Source organism: Streptomyces boninensis, from assembly GCF_048572725.1.
In the GTDB taxonomy this organism is placed as follows: domain Bacteria; phylum Actinomycetota; class Actinomycetes; order Streptomycetales; family Streptomycetaceae; genus Streptomyces; species Streptomyces boninensis.
The window spans coordinates 4,951,731-4,977,741 of record NZ_CP183837.1; the positions used below are offsets into that span (position 1 = coordinate 4,951,731).

The window sequence follows — 26,011 nt, forward strand, 5'->3', positions numbered from 1 at the left end:
CTGCCGCTACGCCCCCTCCGGCAGCGACACCGGCACCTGCCACACCACCGACGTCCCGCCCCCGCAGTCCCCGAGCCCCGGCGCCGTCCACGCCGCGCCGCCGAGCGACTCCGCCCGCGCCTCGATGTTCCGCAGGCCGCTGCGCCGGCCGCCCTCCGGCGGGATGCCGACACCGTCGTCCGCCACCGTCAGCCGCACCGCGGGGCGGCCGTCCGGCAGCTTCGCCGCTGCGTCGACCGAGACCCCGATCTGGCTGGCGCGCGCGTGCCTGAAGGCGTTCGACAGCGCCTCGCGCAGGGCCGCGAGCAGATGCCGCCCGGTGTCCTCGTCGACGATCGCGTCCACCGCGCCGACGAAGGACGTCGACGGCTGGAACCCCAGCGGCGCCGCCGCCGTCGCCACCTCCCGCAGCACCAGCGCCCGCAGGCCGGTCGGGGCCTGCGAGGGTTCCTGCTGCAGCGAGTAGATGGCGGTACGGATCTCCTGGATCGTCATGTCCAGCTCGTCCACGGCCTTGTCGAGCCGCTCCTGTACGCCCTCGACCACCGACATCCGCCGCGCCCCCTGCAGCATCATCCCCGTCGCGAACAGCCGCTGGATGACGAGATCGTGCAGGTCCCGCGCGATCCGGTCGCGGTCCTCGTACACCGCGAGCCGCTCCCGGTCGCGCTGTGCCTCGTCGATCACCAGGGCGAGGGCCGCCTGCGAGGCGAAGCGGCGGGCGAGGTTCTTCTCCGCCGCCGTGTACAGCTGCGATCCCGGCGAGCGCGGGATCGCGAGGGTGCCGAGGACGCGCGCGCCGCTCACCATCGGCAGCAGCATGGAGGGGCCGAAGCGCTGCGCCACCTTAGTGATCATGCGGGGGTCGTTGGCCGAGTCGTCCACGAACACCGCCACGCCGGCGGCCAGCTTCGCGGCTACGGGTGAGTACCACGGCACCACGGTGCCGACCATTTCGTCGGTCCCGTTCCCGGCCGCGGCGACGATCTCGAGGCCGCCCTCGTCCTCGCCCTCCGGCTCCATCGGCAGCAGCACGAGGCCTGCGGCGGCGTCCGCGAGCGTGCGCGCCTGCTCGGCTACGACCTGCAGGGCGTCCTTGGCGTCGGCGGACGAGAGCAGCGCGGTGGTGACGGCGTTGGCGCCGTTGATCCAGTGGGCTTGCTGGCGGCTGGCTTCGTAGAGGCGCGCATTGCCGATGGCGATGCCCGCCTCGGTGGCGATGACCCGTACGAGCTGCAGGTCATTGCCGGTGAAGGTGGTGCCGTCCGCCTTCTCCGACAGCACGATCTCGCCGAAGTTCTCGCCGTCCACCTCGATCTCGACGCTGAGCGATGTCCCCGGCTCCTCCGGGATCTCGTCGAGCCGCTCCCGGTCCACCTGGTCGACGCCGAACGACGCGAACTCGTCCAGGTCCCCGCTCGCCGAGTCGATCACGACGATCGACGCATAGCGCGCCTGCACCAGCTCGGCGGCGGTCTCCGCGATCCGGTCCAGCGTGCTGTGCAGATCGAGCCCGGTCCCGATCGACCGCATCGCCTGCAGCAGCTGCGATACGCGGGCGGTGAACTCGGCGGGCATCCCCTGCAGGCCTCGCGTGGCCTGCGCGGCGGCGTCCATCGAGTCCGGGCGATTCATGGTCAAGAGCGTAATTTGTCGCTCATGGGGTGACCAGTTCGGGGTGTCCGGTTTCGAGCTCCAGGGCCGTACGGAAGGGGCCGTCGGTGGTGGCCAGCTCGGCGTATGTGCCGCGCTGGACGATGCGTCCCTGGTCGAGGACCAGGATCTCGTCGACCGCGTCGAGGCCGGTGAGGCGGTGGGTGATCAGCACGGTCGTGCGGCCTTCGGTGGCGGCGAGGAGGTCGGTGGTGAGGGCGTCGGCGGTGGGGAGGTCGAGGTGTTCGGCGGGCTCGTCGAGGACGAGGACGGGGAAGTCGGCGAGCAGCGCGCGGGCGAGCGCGAGGCGCTGGCGCTGGCCGCCGGAGAGTTGGGCGCCGTTCGCCCCTACGGGGGTGTCGAGGCCGTCGGGGAGGCCTCGCACCCAGTCGGCCAGGCGGGCTTCCTGGAGGGCGTCGTAGAGGTCGGCGTCGGTGGCGTCGGGGCCCGCGAGGCGGAGGTTTTCGCGGAGGTTGCTGTCGAAGATGTGGGCGTCTTGGGCGCATAGGCCGACGATGCGCCTTACGGCGTCGGCGTCGTATTGGCTGAGGCTGTAGTGGCCTTCGGTCGGGTCGAGGAAGCGGAGGAGGGTGTTGGCGAGGGTGGTTTTGCCGGAGCCGGAGGGGCCGACGATCGCTACGCGGTGGCCCGGTGTGAGCGTCAGGCTTACGTCCTGGAGGGCTGCTTTGTCTGTGGGCCGGGGACGGGGTTCCACGACACCACCGAAAAAACGCGGTGCTCGACCGCCGTCGGGGACGCTGGGTTTTTTCGGCGGCGTCGTTCCACCCCGTCCCCTCCTTGCGTCGCCGGGCTGCGGATAGCGGACGGTCACGCCGTCGAGGGTGATCGGGTACGGGTCCGTCGGCGGCTCGCCCTCGCCCTCGTGGGCGGGGATCGGGGCCTCCATGACCTCCTGCAGGCGGTCCTGCGACCGGCGTACGCGCATGCGCTGCTGGTAGGCGAGCGGCATGCCGTTCACGGCCTCGAAGGCGGCCAGGGGGGTGAGGACCACCGTTGCCAGCCAGACGCCGGAGAGGCGGCCGTCGGCTGTCGCCTGTGCGCCGGCGACAGCGGCGGCCGCCACGGTGAGTCCGCAGGCGAGGGCCGTGATCGCCGACCCGAGGCCGGTCGCTGCCGCGCTGCGGCGGGCGATGCGCGTCAGGCGGCCATCGATCCGCTCGACCTCGGCCAGGTGGCGGGGGAGTGCGCCGGCGACGGTCAGTTCGGCGGTCGCACCGAGCAGGTCGACCGTACGGGTCGCCAGCTCCCCGCGTACGGGCGCCACCGCCCGCTCGGCCCTGCGGGCGACGGCGGCCGACACCAGGGGCGCGCCGACGCCCGCGACGAGGAGTCCCAGGGCGAGTGCGATGGCCGCCTCCGGCAGCAGCCAGGCCGTGAACCCGACGGCGAGCAGGCTGACCACCCCCGCCGTTACGGCCGGCAGCAGCCACCGCAGATACCGGTCCTGCAGCGCATCCACGTCGGTGACGATCCGACTGAGCAGATCCCCCCGATGCCCCCGCAGCCCGGCCGGCGCCAGCCGCTCCAGCCGCCGATAGACAGCAACCCGCACATCCGCGAGATGCCGCAGCACAGCATCATGCGACACCAGCCGCTCCGCGTAACGAAAAACGGCCCGCCCAATGCCGAAGGCGCGGGTGCACGTGACAGCGACCATCAAATACAGGACCGGCGGCTGCTCGGAGGCCCGCGAAATGAGCCACCCGGACGTGGCCATAAGCCCCACCGCACTGGCCATCGCAAGCGCCCCCAACAGCCCGGCAAGCGCCAGCCGCGGCCGCTGAGCCGCACCCGGCAGCGCAAGGAGGGGACGGGGTAGAACGACGCCGCCGAAAAAACCCAGCGGCCCCAGCGGCGGTCGACCACCGCGTTTTTTCGGTGGTGTCGTGGAACCCCGTCCCCGGCCCACGCACGAATCCAAGCCCGTCCGGCGCTTGAGGACACCCGCGCGAAGCGCAGGGTCCATCGCAACCACCCGATCCGCTACGGACAACACCGCAGCCCGGTGCGAAACAACCAACACCGTCCGCCCGACAGCAAGCCGCCCCACCGCGGCAACAACCTCCGCCTCAGTCTCCCCATCCAAAGCCGCAGTCGGCTCATCCAGAATCACCACCGGCCGATCAGCCGCAAACGCCCGCGCCAGCGCCACCCGCTGCCGCTGCCCAGCCGAAAGCCCCGCACCCCCATCCCCGAGCACCCGCTCCGGATCAAGCTCCCCCGCACCCGCGTCCCGCAGGGCGCTCCGCACGACCTCATCCGAAGCATCCGGCCGCGCCAACCGCACATTCTCGGCAACGGTCCCCGCAAACAGCACCGCCCCCTGCGGCACCCAGGCAACCCGCGACCGCCACCACTCAAGATCGAGCTCCCCGAGCTCACGCCCCCCGACAAGCACCCGGCCCTCCGCAGGCCGTACGAACCCCAACAGCGCCGCGACAAGCGTCGACTTCCCCACCCCCGACGGCCCGACAAGGGCGACGGTCTCGCCCTCCCGCACCGCCAGACTCACCCCACCCAGAGCCTCCGCATCCCGCCCCTCATACCGCACCACCAGATCCTCGACCGCCAGGTCCAAGCGCCCGACCCGGCCATCGCCACCCTCCGGCACCGGCGTCTGAAGCACCGCGAAGACCCGCTCAGCGACCGCCACCCCCTCAGCCGCGGCGTGGTAATGCGCCCCCACCTGCCGCAACGGCAGATACGCCTCGGGCGCCAGCACCAGGATCACCAGGCCCGTATAAAGATCCAGCTCCCCATGCACCAGCCGCATGCCAATGCCCACCGCGACCAGCGCCACCGAAATCGTCGCGATCAACTCCAGCGCGAACGACGACAGGAACGCGACGCGCAGCGTCCGCATCGTCGCCTGCCGATACTCCCCGGTGATCTTCCGGATCGACTCGGCCTGCGCCTTCGCCCGCCCGAAGACCTTCAGCGTCGGCAACCCGGCGACGACATCCAAAAAATGCCCGGACAGCCGCGCCAGCGCATCGACCCGCCGCCCCATGGCGGCCTCGGTAGCCCACCCGATCAGCACCATAAAAATAGGGATCAACGGCAGCGTCCCCAGCACCACCGCCGCCGAGATCCAGTCCCCGAGCGCGATCCGCGCGATGACCGCCACCGGCACGACGACGGCAAGCCCCAACTGCGGCAGGTACTTGGCAAAGTAGTCGTCCAGCGCATCGACACCACGCGTCGCAAGGGCCACGAGATCCCCGCCCCGCTGCCGCGACAGCCACCCAGGACCGAGCCCAACGGCCCTGCGCAGCAATCGCATACGCAGCTCGGACTTCACCGCGGCAGCAGACCGATGCGCCGTCAGCTCCGTCAGCCACGCCACCAGCGCCCGCCCGCAGGCGACCGCCACCAGACCGGCCACGGCACCGCGCAGTTCACCGGCCCCGTACCCCTCCTGGAACGCCCCGACGACGACATCGGCGATGAGCACCGCCTGCGCGACGACCAGACCGGCCCCGGCCAGGCCGAGCGCCACCGACAGGGCGAGGAATATCCGTGTGGCCCGCGCGTACCGGAGCAGCCGGGGATCTACGGGACGCATGTCAGCGCGCTTCCCCGCCGCTTGCGGCGCTCGCGTTGTCCGCTGCCGGTACGGCCGCCGGCGCGATGTGCTGGACGCCGATGCGCTTGCGGAACACCCAGTACGTCCAGCTCTGGTAGAGCAGCACGATCGGCGTCGCGATGCCCGCGCACCAGGTCATGATCTTCAGCGTGTACGGCGTCGACGACGCGTTCTCGACGGTCAGCGACCACTCCGGATTCAGCGTCGACGGCATCACGTCCGGGAAGAGCGCGAAGAACAGCATCGCGACCGCCGCGGCGATGGTCACCCCGGAGAACATGAACGACCAGCCCTCCCGCCCGGCCATATTCGCCCCGAGCGCGGCCACCAGCGCCACCACTGCCACGATCATCGCGACGAGCGACTTCCCGTCACCGGTGTCCACCTGCGTCCAGATGAGAAAGACCAGCGCCAGCACAGCCGTCGCCAGCCCCAGCACCGTGGCCAGCCGCCGCGCCCGCTCCCGGATGTCGCCGACCGTCTTCAGCGCGCTGAAGACGGCGCCGTGGAAGGTGAACAGGGTCAGCGTGACGAGCCCGCCCAGCAGCGCGTACGGGTTCAGCAGGTCGAAGAAGTCGCCCGCGTACTCCTTGTCGGCCCCGATCTTCACGCCGCGCACGATGTTCGCGAAGGCCACGCCCCACAGGAAGGCGGGCAGCAGCGAGGTCCAGAAGATGACGTGCTCCCAGCGGGTCTGCCAGGCGTCCTCCGGCCGCTTGGACCGGTATTCAAACGCCACGCCGCGCAGGATCAGGCACACGAGGATGATCAGCAGCGGCAGGTAGAAGCCGGAGAACAGCGTGGCGTACCAGTCGGGGAAGGCCGCGAAAGTCGCGCCACCCGCCGTCAGCAGCCAGACCTCGTTCCCGTCCCACACCGGGCCGATCGTGTTGATCAGCACCCGCCGCTCGGGACGGTCGCGCGCCAGCAGCTTCGTGAGGATGCCGACGCCGAAGTCGAAGCCCTCCAGGAAGAAGTAGCCGATCCACAGGACCGCGATCAGGACGAACCAGACGTTGTGGAGTTCCATGATTGAAGGTGCCCCGCTTCCTCAGTACGAGAAGGCCATCGGCCGGTCGGAGTCGCGGTCGTTGCCGCCGATCTTGGTCGGCGGGTTGAGGTCGTCGTCGGTGAGCTCGGGTGGGCCCGCCTTGACGTACTTGGCGAGGAGCTTGACCTCGATGACGGCCAGTGCGGCGTACAGGAGGGTGTAGATGATCATCGAGGTGAGGACCTCGCCCTGGCTGACGCTGGGTGACACGGCCGAGGACGTCGGCAGCACCCCGTACACGACCCAGGGCTGGCGGCCCATCTCGGTGAAGATCCAGCCCCAGGAGCTGGCGATCAGCGGGAAGCCGAGGGTGAGGAAGGCGATGCGCCAGTACCACTTGGTCAGCCACGGGGTGAGCTCGCCGTCGCGGGTGAGCGCCAGGCGTGGCACCTCGTCCTCGCCCGTACGCAGCCGCTCGCTGAGCCAGAAGCGGCGGCGGGTCAGCCACAGGCCGATCAGGCCGATGCCGAACGAGGCCATCCCGAAGCCGATCATCCAGCGGAAGCCCCAGTAGGCGACCGGGATGTTCGGGCGGTAGTCGCCGAGGCCGAACTTGTCGTCGAACTTCTGCTTCAGCTGCTCATTTGTGTCGTTGATGCCGGGGACGGCGTCGTGGAAGTTGTCGTGGGCGAGGAAGGACAGCAGGCCGGGGACTTCGATGGCTACGCGGTTGTGGCCCTTCTCGACGTCGCCGACGGCGAAGATCGAGAACGGGGCCGGGGCTTCCGTTTCCCACAAGGCTTCGGCCGCGGCCATCTTCATCGGCTGCTGCTCGTACATGATCTTGCCCAGGCGGTCGCCGGTCACCGCGACCAGGAGGCCGGAGATCGCCACCGTCACCAGGCCCACGCGCAGCGACATGCGCATGACGCGGATGTGCCGCTTGCGCATCAGGTGGTACGCGGCGATGCCGACCATGAAGGCGCCGCCGACGAGGAAGGCGGCGGTGATGGTGTGGGCGAACTGGGCGATGGCCGTGTTCTGGGTGAGGACGCGCCAGAAGTCGGTGAGCTCGGCGCGGCCGGCCTCCTCATTGATCCGGTAGCCGACCGGGTGCTGCATCCAGGAGTTGGCCGCCAGGATGAAGTACGCGGAGAGGATCGTGCCGATCGCCACCATCCAGATCGTCGCCAGGTGCAGCTTCTGCGGGAGCTTGTCCCAGCCGAAGATCCACAGGCCGATGAAGGTGGACTCGAAGAAGAAGGCGATCAGCGCCTCGAAGGCGAGGGGGGCGCCGAAGATGTCGCCGACGAAGCGCGAGTAGTCGGACCAGTTCATGCCGAACTGGAACTCCTGCAGGATGCCCGTCACCACGCCCATGGCGATGTTGATGAGGAAGAGCTTTCCCCAGAACTTGGTCGCCCTCAGATACTTCTCGTCCTTGGTCCGCACCCACGCGGTCTGCAGGCCCGCGGTGAGCGAGGCCAGCGAGATCGTGAGGGGGACGAAGAGGAAGTGATAGACGGTGGTGATGCCGAACTGCCAGCGCGCCAGGGTTTCCGGCGCCAACGCGAGATCCACTGGTGCGTCTCCTTCGCTCGTACGGCCGCCGCTGTGGACATACGGGGCATACTCCCCTCGATGATCCATCGCGCCTAGTGCCGGTCAGGCCAAGGCGCGGCAGGGCATACGAGGGCAATGCCGTGTTCTTGTGAATGCGTTCACATTCACAAGACGAGTCTCGCACGGGTGCCCGAGCCGGTGGACATCGACCCCCCTTGTCGGGAACTTCAACATCTTGTTGAATGCCGCGCATGACGCAGATACGGATCACCTGGCCCGCCGGCCGGCTCACCGCGACCCTGGCCGACACCCCGACCAGCCGCGAGGTCATCGCGGCCCTCCCGATCGAATCCAGCGCCAACACCTGGGGCGACGAGGTCTACTTCGCCACCCCGCTCGACCCCGCCCTGGAGCCCGACGCCCGGCAGGTCGTCCCCGCGGGCACGGTCGCCTTCTGGACCGACGGCAACGCCCTCGCCCTCCCGTACGGACCGACCCCGATCTCCTCGGGCGACGAGCCGAAGCTGGCGAGCCCGTGCAATGTGCTGGGCGAGATCGACGGAGACCCCCGGGACCTGTCGACGGTGCGCTCGGGGGATCCGATCCGGGTGGAGCTGGTGTAGGAGGGCTGGTTCGTAGGGGGCTTACAGCTCCTTGCGGAACTGCTCCGCCACCCGCAGGAAGATGTCGTTCGCCTCGGTCTCACCGATGGTGACCCGCACGCCCTCGCCCGGGAACGGGCGCACGACCACGCCTGCCGCCTCGCACGCCGCCGCGAAGTCGACCGTACGGTCGCCCAGCCGCAGCCACACGAAGTTCGCCTGCGACTGAGGCACGGTCCACCCCTGCGCGGTCAGCGCGTCGAAGACGCGAGCGCGCTCGGCCACCAGCGCCGACACCCGCTCCAGCAGCGCGTCCTCACTCCGCAGCGATGCCACCGCCGCGTCCTGCGCGATCTGGCTCACCCCGAACGGCACCGCCGTCTTCCGCAGCGCCGCCGCCACCGGCTCATGCGCCACGGCGAAGCCGATGCGCAGGCCGGCGAGGCCGTACGCCTTGCTGAAGGTACGCAGCACGCAGACGTTCGGCCGATCCCGGTACAGCTCGATGCCGTCCGGCACCTCCGTATCCCGGATGAATTCGCGGTACGCCTCGTCCAGCACCACCAGCACGTCGGCCGGCACCCGGTCGAGGAAGCGGACCAGCTCGTCGCGGCGGGCCACCGTCCCCGTCGGGTTGTTCGGGTTACAGACGAAAATCAGCCGAGTCCGGTCGGTGATGGCCGCGGCCATCGCGTCGAGGTCGTGGTGCTCGCCGGCCGTGAGCGGCACCTGCACCGAGGTCGCGCCGGAGATCTGCGTGATGATCGGGTACGCCTCGAAGGACCGCCAGGCGTAGATCACCTCGTCGCCGGGGCCCGCGGTGGACTGCAGCAGCTGCTGGGCGACGCCGACAGAGCCGGTGCCGGTGGCGATGTGCTCCGGCGGGACGCCGAAGCGGTCGGCGAGCTCGGCGATGAGTTCGCCGCAGGCCATGTCCGGGTAGCGGTTGAAGGTGCCGGCCGTCGCGGTGGCCTGGTCCAGGACGCCTGGGAGGGGCGGGTACGGGTTCTCGTTCGAGGAGAGCTTGAAGGCTGTCGGGCCGTCGCCCGCCACTGCCCGCTTGCCGGGCTTGTAGGTCGGGATGCCGTCCAGCGCGGATCGCAGCCTGGGGGTTGTTTCCTTGGTCACCTTCGGTCCTCCTCGACCCTGCCGCCACGTACGGACACCGCTCACCTTAGAAGGCCGCCGCAAGCAGGCGCGCGGCGGAGCAGGGGGCGTGCGATGCCCTATCGAGCTCCGGTGGCGAGCGCCGTGGCGCGCATCACCCGTGAAGGTGAGTGGAACGGGGCAGAAACGCGGGCGAGATGGCCAGGCGGGCCGACGTTACGCGGTCGTAACGCCCGGGAGTATCCGCCAATGTCAATGCTTTCCATGGTCATTTCGCCGGTTCCGGCATGCAGAATCGTACCTGTGAATGCCATGTCCGATTCTCCCGCAATCGGGCCACCCGAGCCCTACTATCAGCTCGCAATCACAGCCCTGGCCAAGTCAGACAGCCTGAAGACAAGCCGCAGACAGCCGCAGGAGAAAGAAGGCGTATGACCGGCTCGATTCAACCGCAAGTGAGCCGGCCTCCCAGCCGCCGGCTGGGGCGGGCGGGCATCCGGGACGTGGCCCAGGCGGCCGGCGTCTCGATCACCACCGTGTCCGACGCGCTCAACGGCAAGGGCAGGCTGCCCGACACCACGCGGCGGCATGTCCGCGAGGTGGCCGACCGCCTCGGATATCGCCCCTCCGCGGCGGCCCGCGCCCTGCGCACCGGGAAGTCCGGCCTCATCGGCTTAACCGTGACGACCTACGGCGAAGAACCGTTCACCTTCACCGAATTCGCGTACTTCGCCGAAATGGCCCGCGCCGCCACCTCGGCGGCGCTCGCCCGCGGCTATGCGCTGGTCATCCTGCCGGCCACCTCCCGGCACGACGTCTGGTCCAATGTCGCCCTCGACGGCACCGTCGTCATCGACCCCGGCGATCACGATCCGGTGGTCTCGGAAGTCGTCCGGCAGGGCATCCCCGTCGTCAGCGACGGCAAGCCGCCCGGCTCCCTCCCCGTCACCGCCTGGGTCGACAACGATCACGAGGCCGCCGTGATGGGCCTGCTCGACCACCTCGCCGAGGCCGGCGCCCGCCGCATCGGCCTGCTCACCGGCACCACCACGGACACGTACACCCGCCTTTCCACGACCGCGTATCTGAGCTGGTGCGAGCGCGTCGGCCAGGATCCGGTCTACGAGGCGTATCCGGCGCATGACCCGTGTGCGGGCGCCGTCGCCGCCGACCGGCTGCTCGCCCGCCCGGACCGGCCCGATGCCGTATACGGCCTCTTCGATCCCAACGGCACCGACCTGCTGGCCGCCGCCCGGCGCTACGGCCTGCGGGTCCCCGACGATCTGCTGCTGGTCACCTGCAGCGAGTCCGCCGGTTACGCCACCACCGACCCGCCGATCACCACGCTGTCGCTGAAGCCGCGGCGGATCGGCACCGCCGTCATCCAGCTGCTGATCGACGCGATCGAGGGCGTGGACGCCGGCCGGCCCGTGGAGCAGGTGATACCGACGGAGCTCATCGTGCGGACGTCCTCCGAGCGGCGTCCGAAACGCACCGTGGTCAGCGCGCCGCGCCGTCCCGCGTAGGGGGTCTGGGGGCTTGAAAACAGCTCAGCCCCCAGATCTTTTGTCGCAAATAGGCCGCAAAGTCCCCGGCGGTCGCCGCACCGGATCCGATTGGCGGCCCCTGCTATGCCACATCCCGCCACCGGCGTTCCTATGATGGGCGCACAACACCGCGGGCCGCTGCCGACCAGGTGGTCCGTCCGGTGCATAAGGACCATTCGGTGGAGGGGTCGATGACTCAGGGGGCCGGTCAGGAGCCCATGGCCAGGGCGGCGTCGGTGCCGCCCGTGCCCGCATACGCGCCCGTGGGCGCTCAGCCCGAGCAGGATGACGGGTATACCCCCACGCAGCGGGACCTCCCGGTGATCAAGCGGCGGGACGACTCCTCGGAGTACGGACCGCTGTACGTCATCGGCGATGTGCACGGCTATCTCGACGAGCTGCACGAGGCCATGCGGGCCCAGCGGCTGATCGACGCCGAGGGGCACTGGTCCGCGGGGAACTCGCGCGTGTGGTTCCTCGGGGACTTCACCGACCGCGGGCCCGACGGCATCGGCGTGATCGAACTCGTCATGCAGCTGTCGGCCGAGGCCGCCGCCGCCGGCGGGTACTGCAAGGCGCTCATGGGCAATCACGAGCTGCTGCTCATCGGCGCCCACCGCTTCGGCGACACCCCGGTGAACTCCGGCGCGGGCACCGCCTCGTTCCAGGCCGCCTGGCTGCTCAACGGCGGGCAGCGGCAGGACATGGAGCGGCTGCAGGACGTGCATCTGCAGTGGATGTCCCGGCTCGACGCCATCGAGGAGGAGGACGGCCATCTGCTGGTGCACTCCGACACGACGGCGTATCTCGACTACGGCAATTCGATCGACGCCGTCAACGACACGGTGCGCGAGATCGTCAGCCGGTCGGACGCGGACGAGACCTGGGATCTGTTCCGTAAATTCACCAAGCGCTTCGCCTTCCGGGACGAGGCCGAGGGGCCCAAGGCGGTCCGCGAGTTGCTGCAGGTCTTCGGCGGGCAGCGGGTGGTGCACGGGCACAGCCCCATCCCGTATCTGCTGGGCGAGGTGCACGACGAGGCCGCCGAGCGGGAGGAGCGAGCGGCTGCGGTGCGGGGGCCGCATGTGTACGCTGACGAGCTCGCGATCGCAATGGACGGGGGCGTGACCATGTCGGGAAAGCTCCTCGTTGTACAACTCCCCCTGGGCACCTGAGGGTTTAATTCCGGAAACACCCTTATCGGGTGTGCGCAGTGCGCTCTACCATCCCTTTAGGGTCTGCGCGGAGGGGGCAGAGAGGGGGAGCCCCGGTATCCCTGGATCACCGGGGTTTGGCTCAAGGCAGTCCGCGTCCGTCACGCCCAAGCATCGGGGGATGCCGACATGAGCAGCGCGCCGCAGTTGCTGACCGAGGACCGGCCGGATTTCGAGCGGGTCCTCGATACGGCCCTGCACACGGCCGGGTATCGCTCCGGCGATTCCGCCCTGTCCGGGGCCGCCGAGCCGCTCAACATGGAGCAGTTGCGCACGATGGCGCTGAGCGCGGTCTCGGCGATCTGCGCGTGCGCCTCGGAGGAGTACACGCACTACGTGCGGGTGCGGGAGGAGCTGCGGCGGCCCACGTCGCGGCCGGATGGCGAGGGCGGGTCCGGTGGATCCGGCGGGTCCGGTGGCGGGTCGGGCGGCGTCGGGCTGTCCACCGTCATGGGGAACATGGCGGTGGAGAGCGGTGGTGCCGGGCTCGCCGCGGTCGTCGCGGTGCTCGCGCCGGTGCTGGCCGGGACGGCCGCCGTGATCTTCCTGCTGGTCGGGTACGCGCTGCACATGCTGCATCCGGAGCCGGCCGCGGCGGCGCCGCTGCGGGCGGCGGGCTGGGTGTTCGCGGCGCTCGCCGCCGCCACGATCCTGGTGGCGATGACCGCGCTGCTGCTCACGGCGCTGAAGAACGGCTCCACCTCGATCAGGGCGGCCAGCAGGACCGGGATGGTGCGGGAGGTGGCGGAGGCGAGAGAAGCCTGGCAGCAGGCGCTGCTGGAACGGGGCATCCTGCCCTTCCTGCGGGAGGCGCTGGCCTCGTCGGGCTCCGGGGCGGCCCCGGGGACGTACACGCTGTCCACGCGCGATCCTGCGGGCTCCGGCCGTACGCCCCGGCTCGGCTACTCGCGGCCCGGCTTCACGAGCCCGGACGACGGGGCCTCGCCGACGGGGGACGGCCCGCGGTATTCGAGCCCGGACTTCACCAGTCCCGATTACGGCGGGCCTGATCATGAGCCGGACTGAGGGCGTGCGGGGGTGCGAGTCCAGCGGGTAGCCTCGCCGGAATGACGCGGCTGCATCTCTTCGACATGGACGGCACGCTGCTGCACGGCTCCTCCGCCAATGTCCAGCTCGCCGGGCGGCTGGGGCTGACCGCGGAGTTCCGGGCGCTGGACGCGGCCTTCACCGCCGGGGAGCTCGATACGTACGGATACGCCGTGCGCGCCCACCGGATGTGGCAGGGGCTCACGGAGGACGTCATCGCCGCGGCCTTCGCCGCCGCGCCCTGGGTCGACGGGATCTCCGAGGTGTGGGCGGACATCACCGCGCGCGGGGAGCGGAGCGCGGTGATCTCGATGTCGCCCGGGTTCTTCGTGGAGCGGCTGCTGGACTGGGGCGTGCACGCGGCGCACGGGTCGCGGTTCCCGCCGTTCCCCTTCGGCGAGCACCAGACGATCGATGCCGCGGGCATCCTGGCGCCCGAGGACAAGGTGCGGATCGCGGACGAGCTGTGTGCGGCGTACGGGCTCGGGCGGGCGGACTGCATCGCGTACGGCGACTCGATGTCGGACGCGGCCCTCTTCGCGGCGGTGCCGCGGTCGGTCGCGGTCAACGCCGATCACCACGTCAGCGGGCTCGCCTCCTGTGCGTACGACGGGCGCGATCTGCGCGAGGCCTACGGGCTGGTGCGCTAGGGCGCCGTGGGGCGCTGGGCCGCCCTGGGGCCTGGGGCCTGGGGCTGGGGCCTGGGGCTGCTCCGGAGCGGCGGGGCACTTTAGCGGCAACTCCGCGGCTGCGGAGGGTGGTTCGGCGGTTTCGCTCCGTACCACTCCTGTGGGTGACACTCTCGGGCGCACGCGCGCGGCACCATGCCATGCCGGCGCGAACAGCAAGTGGCACCGAGGCAGGATGACAGACGCTCCCAGCACGATGCGCCCCGAGGGCGGCACACCCGCGGCGGACCCCGACGCAGGCGCACGAGACGGGTCACCGCCGCGCGGCGTCCGGCTGGACAAGCAGGGCCCGGCGGACCCGCCGCCGGACGCGGGCCCGGCCGACCACCGCATACCCACGGGCACGGCGGGAGCCATACCCGCGGCCGACCCCCCACCGCCCCCCGAGCCCTCCCCCGATGCCCTCCGCATCCGTCGCACGCTCGACGAGATCGCCCCCATCGCCGACCGGGTGACCTCCTACTTCTACGCGCTGCTCTTCATCTACTACCCCGACCTGCGGGTGCTCTTCCCGGGGCAGATGGATGTGCAGCGGGACCGGCTCTTCAAGGCGCTGCTCACCGCCGCCGAGCAAGTGGACAACCCGCAGAAGCTGGCCGCCTACCTGGCTCAATTAGGCCGCGGACACCGCAAATACGGCACCCGCGCCGAGTATTACCCCGCCGTCGGCGACTGCCTGCTCGCCGCGCTCGCCCAGCACGCCACCTGCACCTGGGACGAGGACACCGAGGCCGCCTGGGTACGCGCCTATACCGCGGTCTCGCAGACGATGATCGACGCCGCCGCCGAGGACGAGCGGCACACGCCCCCCTGGTGGCTCGCCGAGGTCGTCTCGCACGACCAGCGCACCGCCGACATCGCGATCATCACCGTACGCCCGGACCAGCACTATCCCTTCACCCCCGGTCAGTACGCCGCCGTGGAGACCCCCTGGTGGCCCCGCGTCTGGCGGCACTACTCCTTCGCCTGCGCTCCCCGCGCCGACAACCTGCTGTCCTTCCACATCCGCGCCGTCCCCGCCGGCTGGGTCTCGAACGCGCTCGTGCACCGGGCGCGCCCCGGCGACGTCATCCGACTCGGCCCCGCCACCGGCAATTTGACCGTAGACCACGACACTGACAACGCCCTCCTCTGCCTCGGCGGCGGCACCGGCATCGCGCCCATCCGCGCCCTGGTCGAGGACGTCGCGCGGCACACCCCATCGGTCGGCTGGCACCGCCGCGTCGAGCTCTTCTACGGCGCCCGCCGCCCCGACGACCTCTACGACATGGACACCCTGCGCCGCTGGGACCAGGCGCACCCGTGGCTCACCCTGCACCCGGTGGTCGGCGACCTGCCCGCCGCGGTCGGCCAGCACGGCCCGTGGCCGGGCTTCTCCGCATATCTCGCCGGGCCACTCGGCATGATCCGCGGCGGCGTGGAAGCGCTGACCGCCTCGGGCATCCCGGCGGCGCGGATACGGCACGACTCGCTGGAGGAGCTGCTCTATTACGGCACCTGACGGGGCGTGGCAGCCCTCGACGGCACCTAGCCCAGGTCATCCGCCAGCAGCGCCCGTACGCCCTCGATATTGGCGCTCAGATACGCGCGCAGGCTCGGCGGCACCACCTCCACCGAGGCGATCCCCTCCCGGCTGAACGGGATCCGCACCACGTCGTACTGCCCACACGGCTCGTCCACCTCGGGCCCGTGCCGCCTGCTCAGGTCCATGGTCTGCAGCCGGCAGACGAAGAAGTGCTGCACCTTCACGCCGTGCGCGGCGTGGTGCGTGGAGTGGCGGACCGTATCGACGAAGGCGGGGACGACGTCCGAGACCTTGGCGCCGAGCTCCTCGTCCACCTCGCGGTGCAGCGCGTCGACGACCGTCGCGTCCTCCGGCTCGACGCCGCCGCCCGGCGTGATCCAGTACGGCTCGTGGCCGGGCTTGGTGCGCTTGATGAGGATCATTTCCAGATCGGACGCGGCGTCGCCGTCGAGGAGGATGGCGCGGGCGGTGCGTTTGACCACGGGCCGTTCGGTCATGGCTTGAGTGTGGCTCGCCAGGCGGGCGCCGAAACGTCCTACTCGCCGGTTGTGGCGCCGAAAGTGGCGCCTTCGCGCCCTGTCCGCGCCTCTTCACCACCCCGCGGCGGCGGTCATGAGCTGCTCCTGGGCGCGGGCCAGGTGGGGGCGGCCGAGCGTGCCTGCCCGTACGGAGAGGAAGTAGGTGCGCAGCGGGGGCTCCGGGTGCCGCTCTATAGCGATGACGTCTCCTTGGGACAGTGCCTGCGCACACAGGTAGCGGGGCAGGACCGCGAGTCCTGCGCCCGCGATGGCGCAGTGCAGGGCCGCGCGCAGGTCGGGGACGACGATGGCGCCGGGGGCGGTGGGCTTGGCGTCGTACACCTCTGACCAGTAGCGGCGTACGAAGGGCAGCGACTCGTGCACCTCCACGACGGGGACCTCGTCGACCGGGACGCCCGCCCAGGGTGCCGCGGCGACCAGCACCTGCTCCTCGTCCCACAGCGGCGCGGTGGTCAGGGTGCGGCCGTGCGGGCGGGTCGCGGTGACCGTGAGGTCGTGGTGGCCCGCGGCCAGGCCCGCCAGGGCCTCATCGTCGCGGCCCAGCCAGGTGCGCAGCGCGTAGCCCTCGGCGACCAGCGGGGCGAGCGCGGGCAGCACCCGCTCCGACACGAACTCCGGCGGCCCGGCCAGGTGCAGGGAGGCGGGTGGCCCGGTGGCGTCCGTCCCGCTGCCGGTGAGGGCCTGGAGGGCGTCCAGGTGCGGGGCGGCCTTGTGGGCGGAGCTCGTCGCCCAGCGTCGTAGGTGTCACGCCGCGCGCGCCGCGGACGAACAGCGGCTTGCCGAGCTGCCGCTCCAGGGCGTGGATCTGAGCGGTGACCGCCGGCTGCGAGAGGCCCAGGTGGGTGGCGGCCCTCGTGAGGGAGCCCGCCCGGTGGACGGCGACGAAGGTGCGCAGCAGTGACAGATCCATGCCATCTATAAATATGTCGATAGGTCGGCCGCGAAACCGTGATTGGACACTGACCGAGAGTCAACTAGCCTTGTGTCTCGCGTTCTTCGCGCGTAGCGACCGGCCCGCCGGTCCCCGAGCCACAGGGGGGGAGGCTCGGGGCCGGCGCCCGGCCGCGGTGAGCGCGGGCACGCAGACCACCGCCCCCGGAATCGCGAGACTCCGGGGGCGGTGCGGTGTGTGTGACTGCGGGTGCCGCCGGGTCAGTAGCGGTCCGAGTCGCCGAGGTTACGGGTGTCGCCGAGGTTACGGGTCGTCCCGGTGTCACCGTAGGTCCGCGTCGTACCGGTGGTACGGGTGGCGGTGCTGCTGTAGCTCGGTGCCGGGCTGCGCTTCGCGAGACCCAGCAGACCCAGCAGACCGGTGGCGCCCAGCCAGCCCCAGTTGCTCGCGCTGTCACCCTTCGGGCCACGGTCGCCCTTGTCGCCCTTGGGACCCTTGTCGGTCTGCTGGGTGACGCTGGAGCTCGTGCCTTCGTGAGTGTCCGCCGGGGCGGCGGCTGCTGCGGTGGTAAGCGGGGCCAGCGCGATTATCGCGGAGGTCCCCACAGCTGCTGCGATCTTCCGCATGACTATCTCCCTGTGAGAGCTGTTCCGCGGCGTCGGTCTGGCAGGTAGCCGAAGGCGCCAGCGGCCTCCCCTCACTCCATGAGGCCACACCTCTCACCCTTATGCCACATTTATCCCGCTATGAACTGGCTGCATTCAGCGCTTTATGCAGGTCAGCAACCAGATCGGCGGATTCCTCAATCCCCGCCGAGAACCGGATGAAGCCCTCCGGCACGGCATCCCCGCCCCACCGCCCGCGCCGCTCCGCACTGGTGCGCACGGACCCGAAGCTGGTCGCCTCGTCCACCAGCCGCGCCGCCTCTAGGAAGCGCTCGGCGTGCGCGCGGTCGGGGAGCGTAAAGGCGACGACGCAGCCATAGCGGCCGCCGAGCATCTGGCGGGCGGCGAGCTCGTGCGCCGGGTCGCCGGGCAGTCCCGGGTGGCGTACGTCCGTGACCTCCGGCCTGGTGCGCAGGAACTCCGCCACGGCCAGCGCATTCGCGGCCTGCCGGGCCGAGCGCAGCGCAAGGGTGGCGAGCGAGCGGTGCGCGAGCCAGGCCTCCATGGGGCCCGGGATGGCGCCGACGACCTTGCGCCACGCGCGCAGGGCGGCGGCCAGTTCCGGGTCCCGGGTGACGGCGTAGCCGAGGAGTACGTCGCCGTGGCCGGTCAGCCCCTTGGTGCCGCTGGCCACGGAGAAGTCGGCGCCCAGGTCGAGGGGGCGCTGGCCGAGCGGGGTGGCGAGGGTGTTGTCCACAGCGACGAGGGCGCCTGCGGCGTGCGCGGCGGCGGCGAGGCGACGGATGTCGCAGACGTCCAAGCCGGGGTTGGAGGGGGTCTCCAGCCAGAGCAGCTCGGCGCCGTCGAGCAGCTCGCCCTGGGCGTCGCCCGCCGTGCCCGCGGCGCGCACCTCGATGCCGTACGCCTCCAGGCGCTCGCGTGCGCCGCTGCCGACGAGGTTGTAGCCGTCGGCGGGGATCACGACGGCGTCGCCGGAGCGCAGCTGCGAGAAGAGCACGGCGGAGATCGCGGCCATGCCGGAGGCGAAGACGACCGCCTCGGCGGGCTCGTCCGGCGACTCGAGCTCGGCGAGGGCGGACTCCAGGCGGGTCCAGGTGGGGTTGGCGTCGCGGCCGTAGCCGTACGGGACGTCGGCGACCTCGCCGGGGAGGTGGTAGTGGGCGGCGAACACCGGGCCGGGGAGGGAGGGTTCGTAGGCGACGGGGTCGGGGAGGCCGGCGCGGACGGTGCGGGTGGCGTCGGCGTCTTGGGGGGTGGCGTCTTGGGGCGCGGGGGTGCCGGGGGACATCGGGGGTCGGGTCCTTTCGGGCGCATGAGCGCGGGGCGGGTGGGCTGGTCTCGGCTGGCTGTGGATAACTCGGGGGTGGGGTGGGGGCGGACGATAGCCTGGAAGGGGCGTGGCCCCCGGGAGGGCGGGGACTCTTCTACTGCGTCAGCACCGCGCGGGCGGCCGCGCCGCACTGCGCGCCGTAGGCGCTGCCGAAGAGCGCGGCGTGGACCAGCAGGTGGTGCAGCTGGTGCAGCGGGACGCGGGCGCGGCGGCCGGAGACGGGGCGGACTTCCTCGTACGCGCCGGTGATCCGCTCGAGGTGCGGGCAGCCGAAGAGTTCGAGGAAGGCCAGGTCGGTCTCTGGGTGGCCGCCCTGCGCGGCGGGGTCGATGAGGTACGGGCGGCCGCCGGCTGAGGTGAAGTGGACGTTGCCCGACCAGAGGTCGCCGTGGATGGCGGCGGGGGCCTGGGGCGGGCCGCTGACCTGCTCGTCCCCGTCGTACAGCCGCTCGCAGAGGCGCTCGACGGCGGCGGCGTCGGCGGGCGTCAGGGCGGCGTTGTCAGTGGCACGGCGTAGAAAGGGAAGCAGCCGGTAATCGGCGTGGAAGCGGGGCCAGTCGGCGGGGGAGGCCGGGGGATGGACGGGATGTTCGGGGGACGGCAGCGGCAGCGAGCCGATGTAGGCGGGGTGGCCCGGGCGCGGGTTGCCGAAGGCTTCGGCCGGGGTGTTGTGCAGGGCAGCGAGGTCGCGGCCGAGCTGCTCGGCGGCCTCCGGGGTGGCCGGGCCGGGCTCGATCCACTCCAGCAGGATCAGCCCGGGCGCCACGGCGTGCACCTCTGGCACGGCCACGGCACCGGTGGCCGCGAGATAGCCGAGCCCCGCGGCCTCCGCCTCGAAGAACTCGTCGGGCGCGGCGGCGAGGGTCTTGGCGAAGACGGCGCGGCCGTCGGCCAGCGCGAGGCGATAGGCCTCGGCGATGTCGCCGCCGCCGATCCGGTGCGCGCCGGTCACGCGGGCGCCCAGCAGGGCGGCGGCGCGGTCGGTGACGGCGGGGGCGGTCATGGCCGGCGGGCGGGGATGTCGTCGCCGGAGATGTGGTCGCCGGCGGTGCCGTAGCCGGAGGTGTCGCCGCTGCCCGGGAGGTCGGCGTCGCTGCCCGCGGCGTCGGCGAGCGCGCCGCGCTCGCGCAGCTCTGCGCGGATGGCTTCGAGGAGGGCCTCGGCGGCCGGCTCGATCATCTCCAGGCACTCGTCGAAGCCGTCGTTCCCGCCGTAGTACGGGTCGGGCACGTCCAGCTGCGTGGCCTTCGGGTCGTACGAGAGCAGCAGCCGCACCTTGTCGGCGGCGTCGCCGGAGGGGGCGAGGCGGCGCAGGTGGCGCTGGTGCCCGGCGTCCAGGGCGAGCACCAGGTCGCGCTCGGCGAAGTCGCTCGGGCGGAACTGCCGGGCGCTGTGCTCGGTGCCGTATCCGTGCCTGGCCAGCACGCCGACGGTGCGCGGGTCGGCCTCGTCGCCCTGGTGCCAGCCGCCGGTGCCCGCGCTGTCCGTCTCGATCAGCCCGTCGAGGCCCGCCTCCTCGACCCGGGCCCGGAAGACGGACTCGGCCATCGGGGAGCGGCAGATATTGCCGGTGCAGACGAAGCACACACGGAAGGGAGAACGCATGCGCCCCATCATGCGGCAGGGGCGGCGGATCGTGCCCGCCGCCCCTGAATCCGGGCCTGTCGGTGGCGCCGGGCTGCCCCGCCTGGCGGTCTCAGTCGCGGTCCAGGATCGCGTTCGCCGCCCAGGACACGATCGAGATGACCAGGGCGCCGAGGACGGCCCCGGAGAAGAAGTGCTCCACGTGGAAGCCGAGGTCGAGCTTGTCTGCCACCCAGGAGGTGAGGAGCAGCATGAACGCGTTGATGATCAGCGTGAAAAGGCCCAGCGAGAGCAGGACCAGGGGGAGCGACAGGAGCTTCACGATCGGCTTGACGATAAGGTTCACCAGGCCGAAGACGAGGGCCACGAGGATCAGCGTCAGCGCGCGCTCCCCGTTGTCCTTTCCGTCGATCGTGATGTCGTTGACGAACGGTAGCCACACCGCCGCGGCGAGTGCCGCGGCATTGGCCAGGGTCTTGACGATGAAGGTAGTCATAGTTGAGATCGTTTCCAGCACACTCGGGATCATGAGGGGCGGGACGCAATGAAGTCTTTCCGGCTGGACGAGCTGGAGGCGGAGCGCCGCGCGAATGACGGAGCGTACCTGCAGTTCATCCGCGAGCGGAACATGTCCGTCGGCCTGTACGCGCTCAACGCCGGATCGGGCGATCCGCAGCAGCCACATGGCCAGGACGAGGTCTATGTGGTGATGTCCGGCCGGGCCTCGCTCACCGTGGGGAACGAGACCACGCAGGTCTCCCGGGGCAGCGTCGTGCATGTGGCGGCGGGGACGCCGCACAAGTTCCACCACATCAGCGAGGACCTGCGGGTGCTGGTGGTGTTCTCGCCGCCGGAGGGCTGAGCGCGGGCCCCTGAGCCCGCTCACCAAGGGGATGCTTATCAGGGTTCGCCTCGGGGTCGGGTCCGGGGAGGACCGGGGCTGCGGGCACTCCCGCCGGGCAGGGGCGCGTCCTAGCATCGAGTTATAGGGGCAGAGGCCCCACCACCCGAACAATCCGGGTGTGATGCAGCGAAGCAGGAGTCAACCGTGTCTGTGAGTGAGGTCACCAAGGGGCTGCCCTGGTGGGTGAAGTGGGTTGCGATCCCCATCGTGGCCTTTGTCGCCTTCATCAGCCTGATAGGCCTGATCAAGTGGATCGTCGGCATCATCTTCTCGGTGCTGGTGTTCGCCGTCGTCGTGGCGGGGCTGGTCTTTGTCGTACGGAAGTTCAGCTCGTCGTCGGACTCGCGGAGCGACTGGTAGCCGCTCCGCCCCCGGCCCAGCGTCAGCGCTTCCGGCGCCGGCCCCGTCCGCCTCTGCGCGGCGGGGCTGTCGGCGGTGCGGGGGCGTTCGGGGGCGCGGGATAGCCGTCGGCGGGATAGCCGCCGCCCATTCCCGGCCCGGGCGCCGCGGGCGCCGACGCCGCCACCTCTCCATCCCGGTCCGCCGACACCACCAGCGCGGCAAGCGCCGTCGTCAGCGGCACCGACAGCACCAGACCGATCGACCCGACCAGCGTCCGTACGATCTCCTCCGCCACGAACTCGCTCGTGGCCACCGTCCCCGTGCCCACCTTGGCGACCGAGAAGAGCAGCAGCAGCGGCAAGGCCGCACCCGCGTACGCCAGCACCAGCGTGTTCACCACGGACGCGATGTGATCGCGGCCGATGCGCATCGCGGATCCGTACAACTCCCGCCAGTGCGCCGCCGGATTGGCCTGCTTCAGCTCCCAGACCGCCGACGTCTGCGTCACCGTCACATCGTCGAGCACGCCCAGCGACCCGATCAGCACCCCAGCCAGCAGCAGGCCGCTCATCTGGATGTCCGGGAACAGATCGTGGATGGTGCCGGTCGTCTCCTCCGTATTGCCGGTCAGCTTCGACCAGCCGATGAAGAATGAGCCCAGCACCCCGATCACCACGAGCGACACCAGGGTGCCCAGCGCCGCCACCGATGTTCTGGCATTGACGCCATGGCACATATACAGCGCGATCAGCATGATCGCGCTGCCCCCGACCACCGCGACCAGCAGCGGATTCGACCCCCGCAGGATCGCCGGCAGGATGAACTCGATCAGGATCAGAAAGCTGATCCCCAGCGCCACCAGGGCGAACATCCCGCGCAGCCGCCCGACCAGCACCACCGCCAGCGCGAACAGCCCGGCGAGCACCCCCATCGGCACATCGCGCACCACGTCCACGACGCCGAACTGGACCTCCTCCGGCGCCTTGGGCTCGTACGACACCACCAGCTCCTGGCCGAGGTCGAGCCGGCGGGAGGCGTCGGGCGTGACGATCTGCTCGAAGGTACGGCCCTTGAGCTTGCCGCCGCTGATCACCTCGATGGTGGCCCGTTCGCACGTGTCGTCCTTCTTCGGCTTCGGCTCCCCGGGCGTGTCACCCCCGGAACCGCCGCCGCCCTCCCCGGCGCCCGGGTCGACCGGGTTCTGCAGCCCGGCCCCGACCTCGGAGCACTTCACCTCCTCGATCTTCGTCACGCGCCCCGTCTCGCGCTGCTGATCGAAGCCGACCCCGCTGTGCTTCCCGCCGGGCGGCCCGCCGGGCCACAGCGCGATCATCCCGGCCACCACGGCGACCGCGAACGGGATCAACACCGCCGCGATCACCCGCCGCAGGTGGTGCGAGGCGGGCCGGGCGGGCTCGTGATCATGGCTGTGCGAGTGGCTGTGCGAGTGGGTCACGGGGCGCATCATTCCAGGGCCCCCTTTCGGGGCGGCGCACCCACCGGCTAGCGTGAGGGTCAACCTTTGCAATCGCGGGAGCTCGGAGCACCGGGCTGAGAGGGCGCTGACGCCGGATCCAAGAGGGATCCGCGACCGCTGCGTCGACCGCCGAACCTGTTACCGGGTAATGCCGGCGTAGGGAGTGGGTCTCATGACCTCGCAGGATGCACGCACGCCTGAAAACGCGCAGACCGAGCAGCAGATCGGCTGGCACAAGGGCTATCTCACCGGATCGCGCCCCGACCTCCAGGTCGGGGTCCGGCGGGTGCACCTCACCAACGGCAAGGCCGTGACGCTGTACGACACCTCGGGTCCGTACACCGACCCGGACGTCACCACCGACGTCCGCCGCGGCCTCGCCCCCCTCCGCGAGAACTGGATCATCGCTCGCGGCGACACCGAGGACTATGCGGGGCGCGAGCTGCGCCCCGAAGACGACGGCATCAAGCACACATCGCCGCGCGGCGGCCTCCGCAACCTGGACGCGGTCTTCCCAGGCCGCCCCCGGCAGCCGCGCCGCGGCCGCACCGGCGAGCCGGTGACGCAGCTCGCGTACGCGCGCCGGGGCGAGATCACGGCGGAGATGCAGTACGTCGCGATCCGCGAGAACGTGACGGCCGAGTTCGTACGCGACGAGATCGCCGCGGGCCGCGCCGTCCTCCCGGCCAACGTCAACCACCCCGAGATCGAGCCGATGATCATCGGCAAGAACTTCCTGGTGAAGGTCAACGCCAACATCGGCAACTCGGCGGTGACCTCCTCCATCGAGGAGGAGGTGGAGAAGATGACCTGGGCGACCCGCTGGGGCGCCGACACGGTCATGGACCTCTCGACGGGCCGCAACATCCACACCACTCGGGAATGGGTCCTCCGCAACTCCCCCGTCCCGATCGGCACGGTCCCCCTCTACCAGGCCCTGGAAAAGGTCGACGGCCGGGCGGAAGACCTCACCTGGGAGATCTACAAGGACACGATCATCGAGCAGGCCGAGCAGGGCGTCGACTACATGACGGTCCACGCGGGCGTCCTCCTCCGCTACGTCCCGCTGACCGCCCGCCGCAAGACCGGCATCGTCTCCCGCGGCGGCTCGATCATGGCGGCGTGGTGCCTGGCACACCACAAGGAGTCGTTCCTCTACGAGAACTTCGCCGAGCTCTGCGACATCCTCGCTTCCTACGACGTCACCTTCTCCCTCGGCGACGGCCTCCGCCCGGGCTCCATCGCGGACGCCAACGACGAGGCGCAGTTCGCGGAGCTGCGCACGCTCGGCGAGCTGAACCGGATCGCCAAGTCGCACGGCGTGCAGACCATGATCGAGGGCCCGGGCCACGTCCCGATGCACAAGATCAAGGAGAACGTGGACCTGCAGCAGGAGATCTGCGAGGAAGCCCCGTTCTACACGCTCGGCCCGCTGGCGACCGACATCGCGCCCGCGTACGACCACATCACGTCCGGCATCGGCGCCGCGATGATCGCGTGGTGGGGCACGGCCATGCTCTGCTACGTAACACCGAAGGAGCACCTCGGCCTCCCGGACCGCGACGACGTGAAGACCGGCGTCATCACGTACAAAATCGCGGCCCACGCCGCCGACCTGGCCAAGGGCCACCCCGGTGCCCAGGACTGGGACGACGCCCTCTCGGACGCCCGCTTCGAGTTCCGCTGGGAAGACCAGTTCAACCTGGCCCTCGACCCGGACACCGCCCGCGAATTCCACGACGAAACCCTCCCGGCGGAGCCGGCGAAGACCGCGCACTTCTGCTCGATGTGCGGCCCGAAATTCTGCTCGATGAAGATTAGTCGAAGCATCACAGAGCAGTTCGGCGGCGACGCGGACGCCACCCGGGAGGAGATCGAGGCTGGGATGCTGGAGAAGTCAAAGGAGTTCGCGGCGGCTGGCAACCGCGTCTACCTACCGCTTGCGGATTGACGACCTAGCCAGGTCCGGTGAGGTAGCCCAGCCGCGACGGGATGGGCTACCTGACTGACCTTGCCAGTGCTGACCTCATTCAAGGTCGTCTGACCAACCCGAAGTGCGTTAACACTGGTATCGTTCTTCTCGTCGTTAGTGGGTCCCACTAGTACCTGCGAACGAAGACGGGCCCGGCCCCGGCGGCATCCAGGACCAGGCCCCTCCGTCAGTTCATGAGCCCAGCCGTCCTTATCGCGGCTGGGCTCAACTGTTGAGCCTGGCAGCCGTCCGGCCGTTCTCACGCGTGCCTCCTACAGGAGGAACTGACCCATGCAGGCGATGATCGCCACAAGCAACGCCACGAGCCCGATTCCAACCTGCCACTTCTCAGGGCTGGTCCACCGTTGGCTCGGCTTACCCGTGTCGGGGTTCACCACCGTCTTCACCCCCTTCTCCGTGCCAGAGCCCTGGATCTCAGGGCTCTTCGCCGATAGCCGGAGCGGCTCCGGCGAGTTCGAGAGAGGAGCGAGTGAAGCGATGGACATCTTACAAGTGAGGTGACCTTAAGGTGCCGACCTCAATGAGCGCGCATGCGGGCCTAGTTGTCGCCCTTCCCGTTATCCATGACGTTGAGGTCGGCCAAGAAGCAACCAAGAAGCGCAAATTGCGGGAAGGCTGGCGATGATGGACTACCGCGCTACCTGCGCGAACGTTCAACTCCTTTCAGCTCATAGCACACTGCGCCGACAGCCGCAGGCCGCACCAGCGACCACTTAGTCCATTTATGGGCGATATCTCCCGGAATGTTTTCAAGCTATGTGTTTCGCATCACAATCATG

22 protein-coding genes, 1 pseudogene and 1 riboswitch are annotated in these 26,011 nt (G+C 70.5%); of the genes and pseudogenes, 9 read left to right on the forward strand and 14 right to left on the reverse strand.

What is annotated here, in order from left to right; translation table 11 throughout:
- Positions 1–6: 6 nt before the first annotated feature.
- The 4 genes from ACNNMR_RS22515 to ACNNMR_RS22530 are packed head-to-tail and all read right to left on the reverse strand — an operon-like array spanning position 7 to position 7,832.
- Positions 7–1,635 (reverse strand): GAF domain-containing sensor histidine kinase, encoded by a 1,629-nt coding sequence (locus ACNNMR_RS22515; RefSeq protein WP_419996472.1) that lies wholly within the window; start codon positions 1,633–1,635, stop codon positions 7–9.
- Between the two features lie 22 nt (positions 1,636–1,657).
- Positions 1,658–5,239 carry a thiol reductant ABC exporter subunit CydD gene (cydD, locus tag ACNNMR_RS22520; protein WP_419996473.1) on the reverse strand — a complete coding sequence of 1,194 codons (3,582 nt, stop codon included), beginning with the start codon at positions 5,237–5,239 and terminating at the stop codon, positions 1,658–1,660.
- Between the two features lies 1 nt (position 5,240).
- Positions 5,241–6,290 (reverse strand): cytochrome d ubiquinol oxidase subunit II, encoded by a 1,050-nt coding sequence (gene cydB / locus ACNNMR_RS22525; RefSeq protein ID WP_419996474.1) that lies wholly within the window; start codon positions 6,288–6,290, stop codon positions 5,241–5,243.
- A 21-nt stretch (positions 6,291–6,311) separates the two neighbouring features.
- On the reverse strand, positions 6,312–7,832 hold the full coding sequence (locus ACNNMR_RS22530) for a cytochrome ubiquinol oxidase subunit I (RefSeq protein WP_419996475.1): 1,521 nt from the start codon (positions 7,830–7,832) through the stop codon (positions 6,312–6,314).
- Between the two features lie 233 nt (positions 7,833–8,065).
- Here ACNNMR_RS22530 and ACNNMR_RS22535 point away from each other — a divergent pair, with 233 nt between their 5' ends.
- The gene (locus tag ACNNMR_RS22535) at positions 8,066–8,437 is read left to right on the forward strand and encodes a cyclophilin-like fold protein (RefSeq protein WP_419996476.1); all 372 of its coding nucleotides are present in this window, start codon (positions 8,066–8,068) and stop codon (positions 8,435–8,437) included.
- A 21-nt stretch (positions 8,438–8,458) separates the two neighbouring features.
- Here the strand turns inward: ACNNMR_RS22535 and hisC are convergent, their stop codons facing one another.
- Positions 8,459–9,544: a histidinol-phosphate transaminase gene (gene hisC / locus ACNNMR_RS22540; protein WP_419996477.1), complete on the reverse strand. Its 1,086-nt coding sequence runs from the start codon at positions 9,542–9,544 to the stop codon at positions 8,459–8,461.
- A 410-nt stretch (positions 9,545–9,954) separates the two neighbouring features.
- On the opposite strand from hisC, the gene ACNNMR_RS22545 reads away from it, so the two are divergent.
- The 5 genes from ACNNMR_RS22545 (at position 9,955) to ACNNMR_RS22565 (ending at position 15,521) form a co-directional block, all read left to right on the forward strand.
- The gene (locus ACNNMR_RS22545; RefSeq protein ID WP_419996478.1) at positions 9,955–11,049 is read left to right on the forward strand and encodes a LacI family DNA-binding transcriptional regulator; all 1,095 of its coding nucleotides are present in this window, start codon (positions 9,955–9,957) and stop codon (positions 11,047–11,049) included.
- A 212-nt stretch (positions 11,050–11,261) separates the two neighbouring features.
- Positions 11,262–12,245, forward strand: coding sequence for a metallophosphoesterase (locus tag ACNNMR_RS22550; protein WP_419996479.1), 984 nt, complete (start codon positions 11,262–11,264; stop codon positions 12,243–12,245).
- Between the two features lie 168 nt (positions 12,246–12,413).
- Positions 12,414–13,310, forward strand: coding sequence for a hypothetical protein (locus ACNNMR_RS22555; protein ID WP_419996480.1), 897 nt, complete (start codon positions 12,414–12,416; stop codon positions 13,308–13,310).
- Between the two features lie 41 nt (positions 13,311–13,351).
- Positions 13,352–13,981 carry an HAD family hydrolase gene (locus ACNNMR_RS22560; protein WP_419996481.1) on the forward strand — a complete coding sequence of 210 codons (630 nt, stop codon included), beginning with the start codon at positions 13,352–13,354 and terminating at the stop codon, positions 13,979–13,981.
- Positions 13,982–14,195: 214 nt separating this feature from the next.
- Positions 14,196–15,521: a globin domain-containing protein gene (locus ACNNMR_RS22565; protein ID WP_419996482.1), complete on the forward strand. Its 1,326-nt coding sequence runs from the start codon at positions 14,196–14,198 to the stop codon at positions 15,519–15,521.
- Positions 15,522–15,547: 26 nt separating this feature from the next.
- Here ACNNMR_RS22565 and ACNNMR_RS22570 read toward each other — a convergent pair whose 3' ends face one another.
- From ACNNMR_RS22570 to ACNNMR_RS22600, 7 genes and pseudogenes are all read right to left on the reverse strand, one after another.
- Positions 15,548–16,042: an NUDIX domain-containing protein gene (locus ACNNMR_RS22570; RefSeq protein ID WP_419996483.1), complete on the reverse strand. Its 495-nt coding sequence runs from the start codon at positions 16,040–16,042 to the stop codon at positions 15,548–15,550.
- A 93-nt stretch (positions 16,043–16,135) separates the two neighbouring features.
- A pseudogene (locus ACNNMR_RS22575) lies at positions 16,136–16,994 on the reverse strand (LysR family transcriptional regulator).
- A 242-nt stretch (positions 16,995–17,236) separates the two neighbouring features.
- Positions 17,237–17,602, reverse strand: coding sequence for a hypothetical protein (locus ACNNMR_RS22580; RefSeq protein WP_419996484.1), 366 nt, complete (start codon positions 17,600–17,602; stop codon positions 17,237–17,239).
- 118 nt (positions 17,603–17,720) lie between these two features.
- A complete protein-coding gene (locus ACNNMR_RS22585; protein ID WP_419996485.1) occupies positions 17,721–18,890 on the reverse strand; it encodes a cystathionine gamma-lyase in 1,170 nt (389 codons plus the stop codon).
- A gap of 136 nt (positions 18,891–19,026) precedes the next feature.
- The gene (locus tag ACNNMR_RS22590; protein WP_419996486.1) at positions 19,027–19,935 is read right to left on the reverse strand and encodes a fructosamine kinase family protein; all 909 of its coding nucleotides are present in this window, start codon (positions 19,933–19,935) and stop codon (positions 19,027–19,029) included.
- Entirely contained in the window at positions 19,932–20,537 is a 606-nt protein-coding gene (locus ACNNMR_RS22595; RefSeq protein ID WP_419996487.1) for a low molecular weight protein-tyrosine-phosphatase, read from the reverse strand. The genes ACNNMR_RS22590 and ACNNMR_RS22595 overlap by 4 nt, the downstream gene beginning before the upstream one ends.
- Before the next feature lie 91 nt (positions 20,538–20,628).
- Positions 20,629–21,012: a phage holin family protein gene (locus ACNNMR_RS22600; protein ID WP_419996488.1), complete on the reverse strand. Its 384-nt coding sequence runs from the start codon at positions 21,010–21,012 to the stop codon at positions 20,629–20,631.
- A gap of 48 nt (positions 21,013–21,060) precedes the next feature.
- Between ACNNMR_RS22600 and ACNNMR_RS22605 the strand changes: the two genes are divergently transcribed.
- Positions 21,061–21,378, forward strand: coding sequence for a cupin domain-containing protein (locus ACNNMR_RS22605; RefSeq protein ID WP_419996489.1), 318 nt, complete (start codon positions 21,061–21,063; stop codon positions 21,376–21,378).
- Positions 21,379–21,570: 192 nt separating this feature from the next.
- On the forward strand, positions 21,571–21,780 hold the full coding sequence (locus ACNNMR_RS22610) for a DUF5326 family protein (protein WP_420000439.1): 210 nt from the start codon (positions 21,571–21,573) through the stop codon (positions 21,778–21,780).
- 22 nt (positions 21,781–21,802) lie between these two features.
- Here ACNNMR_RS22610 and ACNNMR_RS22615 read toward each other — a convergent pair whose 3' ends face one another.
- Entirely contained in the window at positions 21,803–23,227 is a 1,425-nt protein-coding gene (locus ACNNMR_RS22615) for a YibE/F family protein (RefSeq protein ID WP_420000440.1), read from the reverse strand.
- Positions 23,228–23,282: 55 nt separating this feature from the next.
- A riboswitch (TPP riboswitch) is annotated at positions 23,283–23,419 on the forward strand.
- On the opposite strand from ACNNMR_RS22615, the gene thiC reads away from it, so the two are divergent.
- Entirely contained in the window at positions 23,412–25,190 is a 1,779-nt protein-coding gene (thiC, locus tag ACNNMR_RS22620; protein WP_419996490.1) for a phosphomethylpyrimidine synthase ThiC, read from the forward strand. (Overlaps the previous riboswitch by 8 nt.)
- Before the next feature lie 293 nt (positions 25,191–25,483).
- Here the strand turns inward: thiC and ACNNMR_RS22625 are convergent, their stop codons facing one another.
- Positions 25,484–25,717 carry a hypothetical protein gene (locus ACNNMR_RS22625; protein ID WP_419996491.1) on the reverse strand — a complete coding sequence of 78 codons (234 nt, stop codon included), beginning with the start codon at positions 25,715–25,717 and terminating at the stop codon, positions 25,484–25,486.
- Positions 25,718–26,011: the final 294 nt, after the last annotated feature.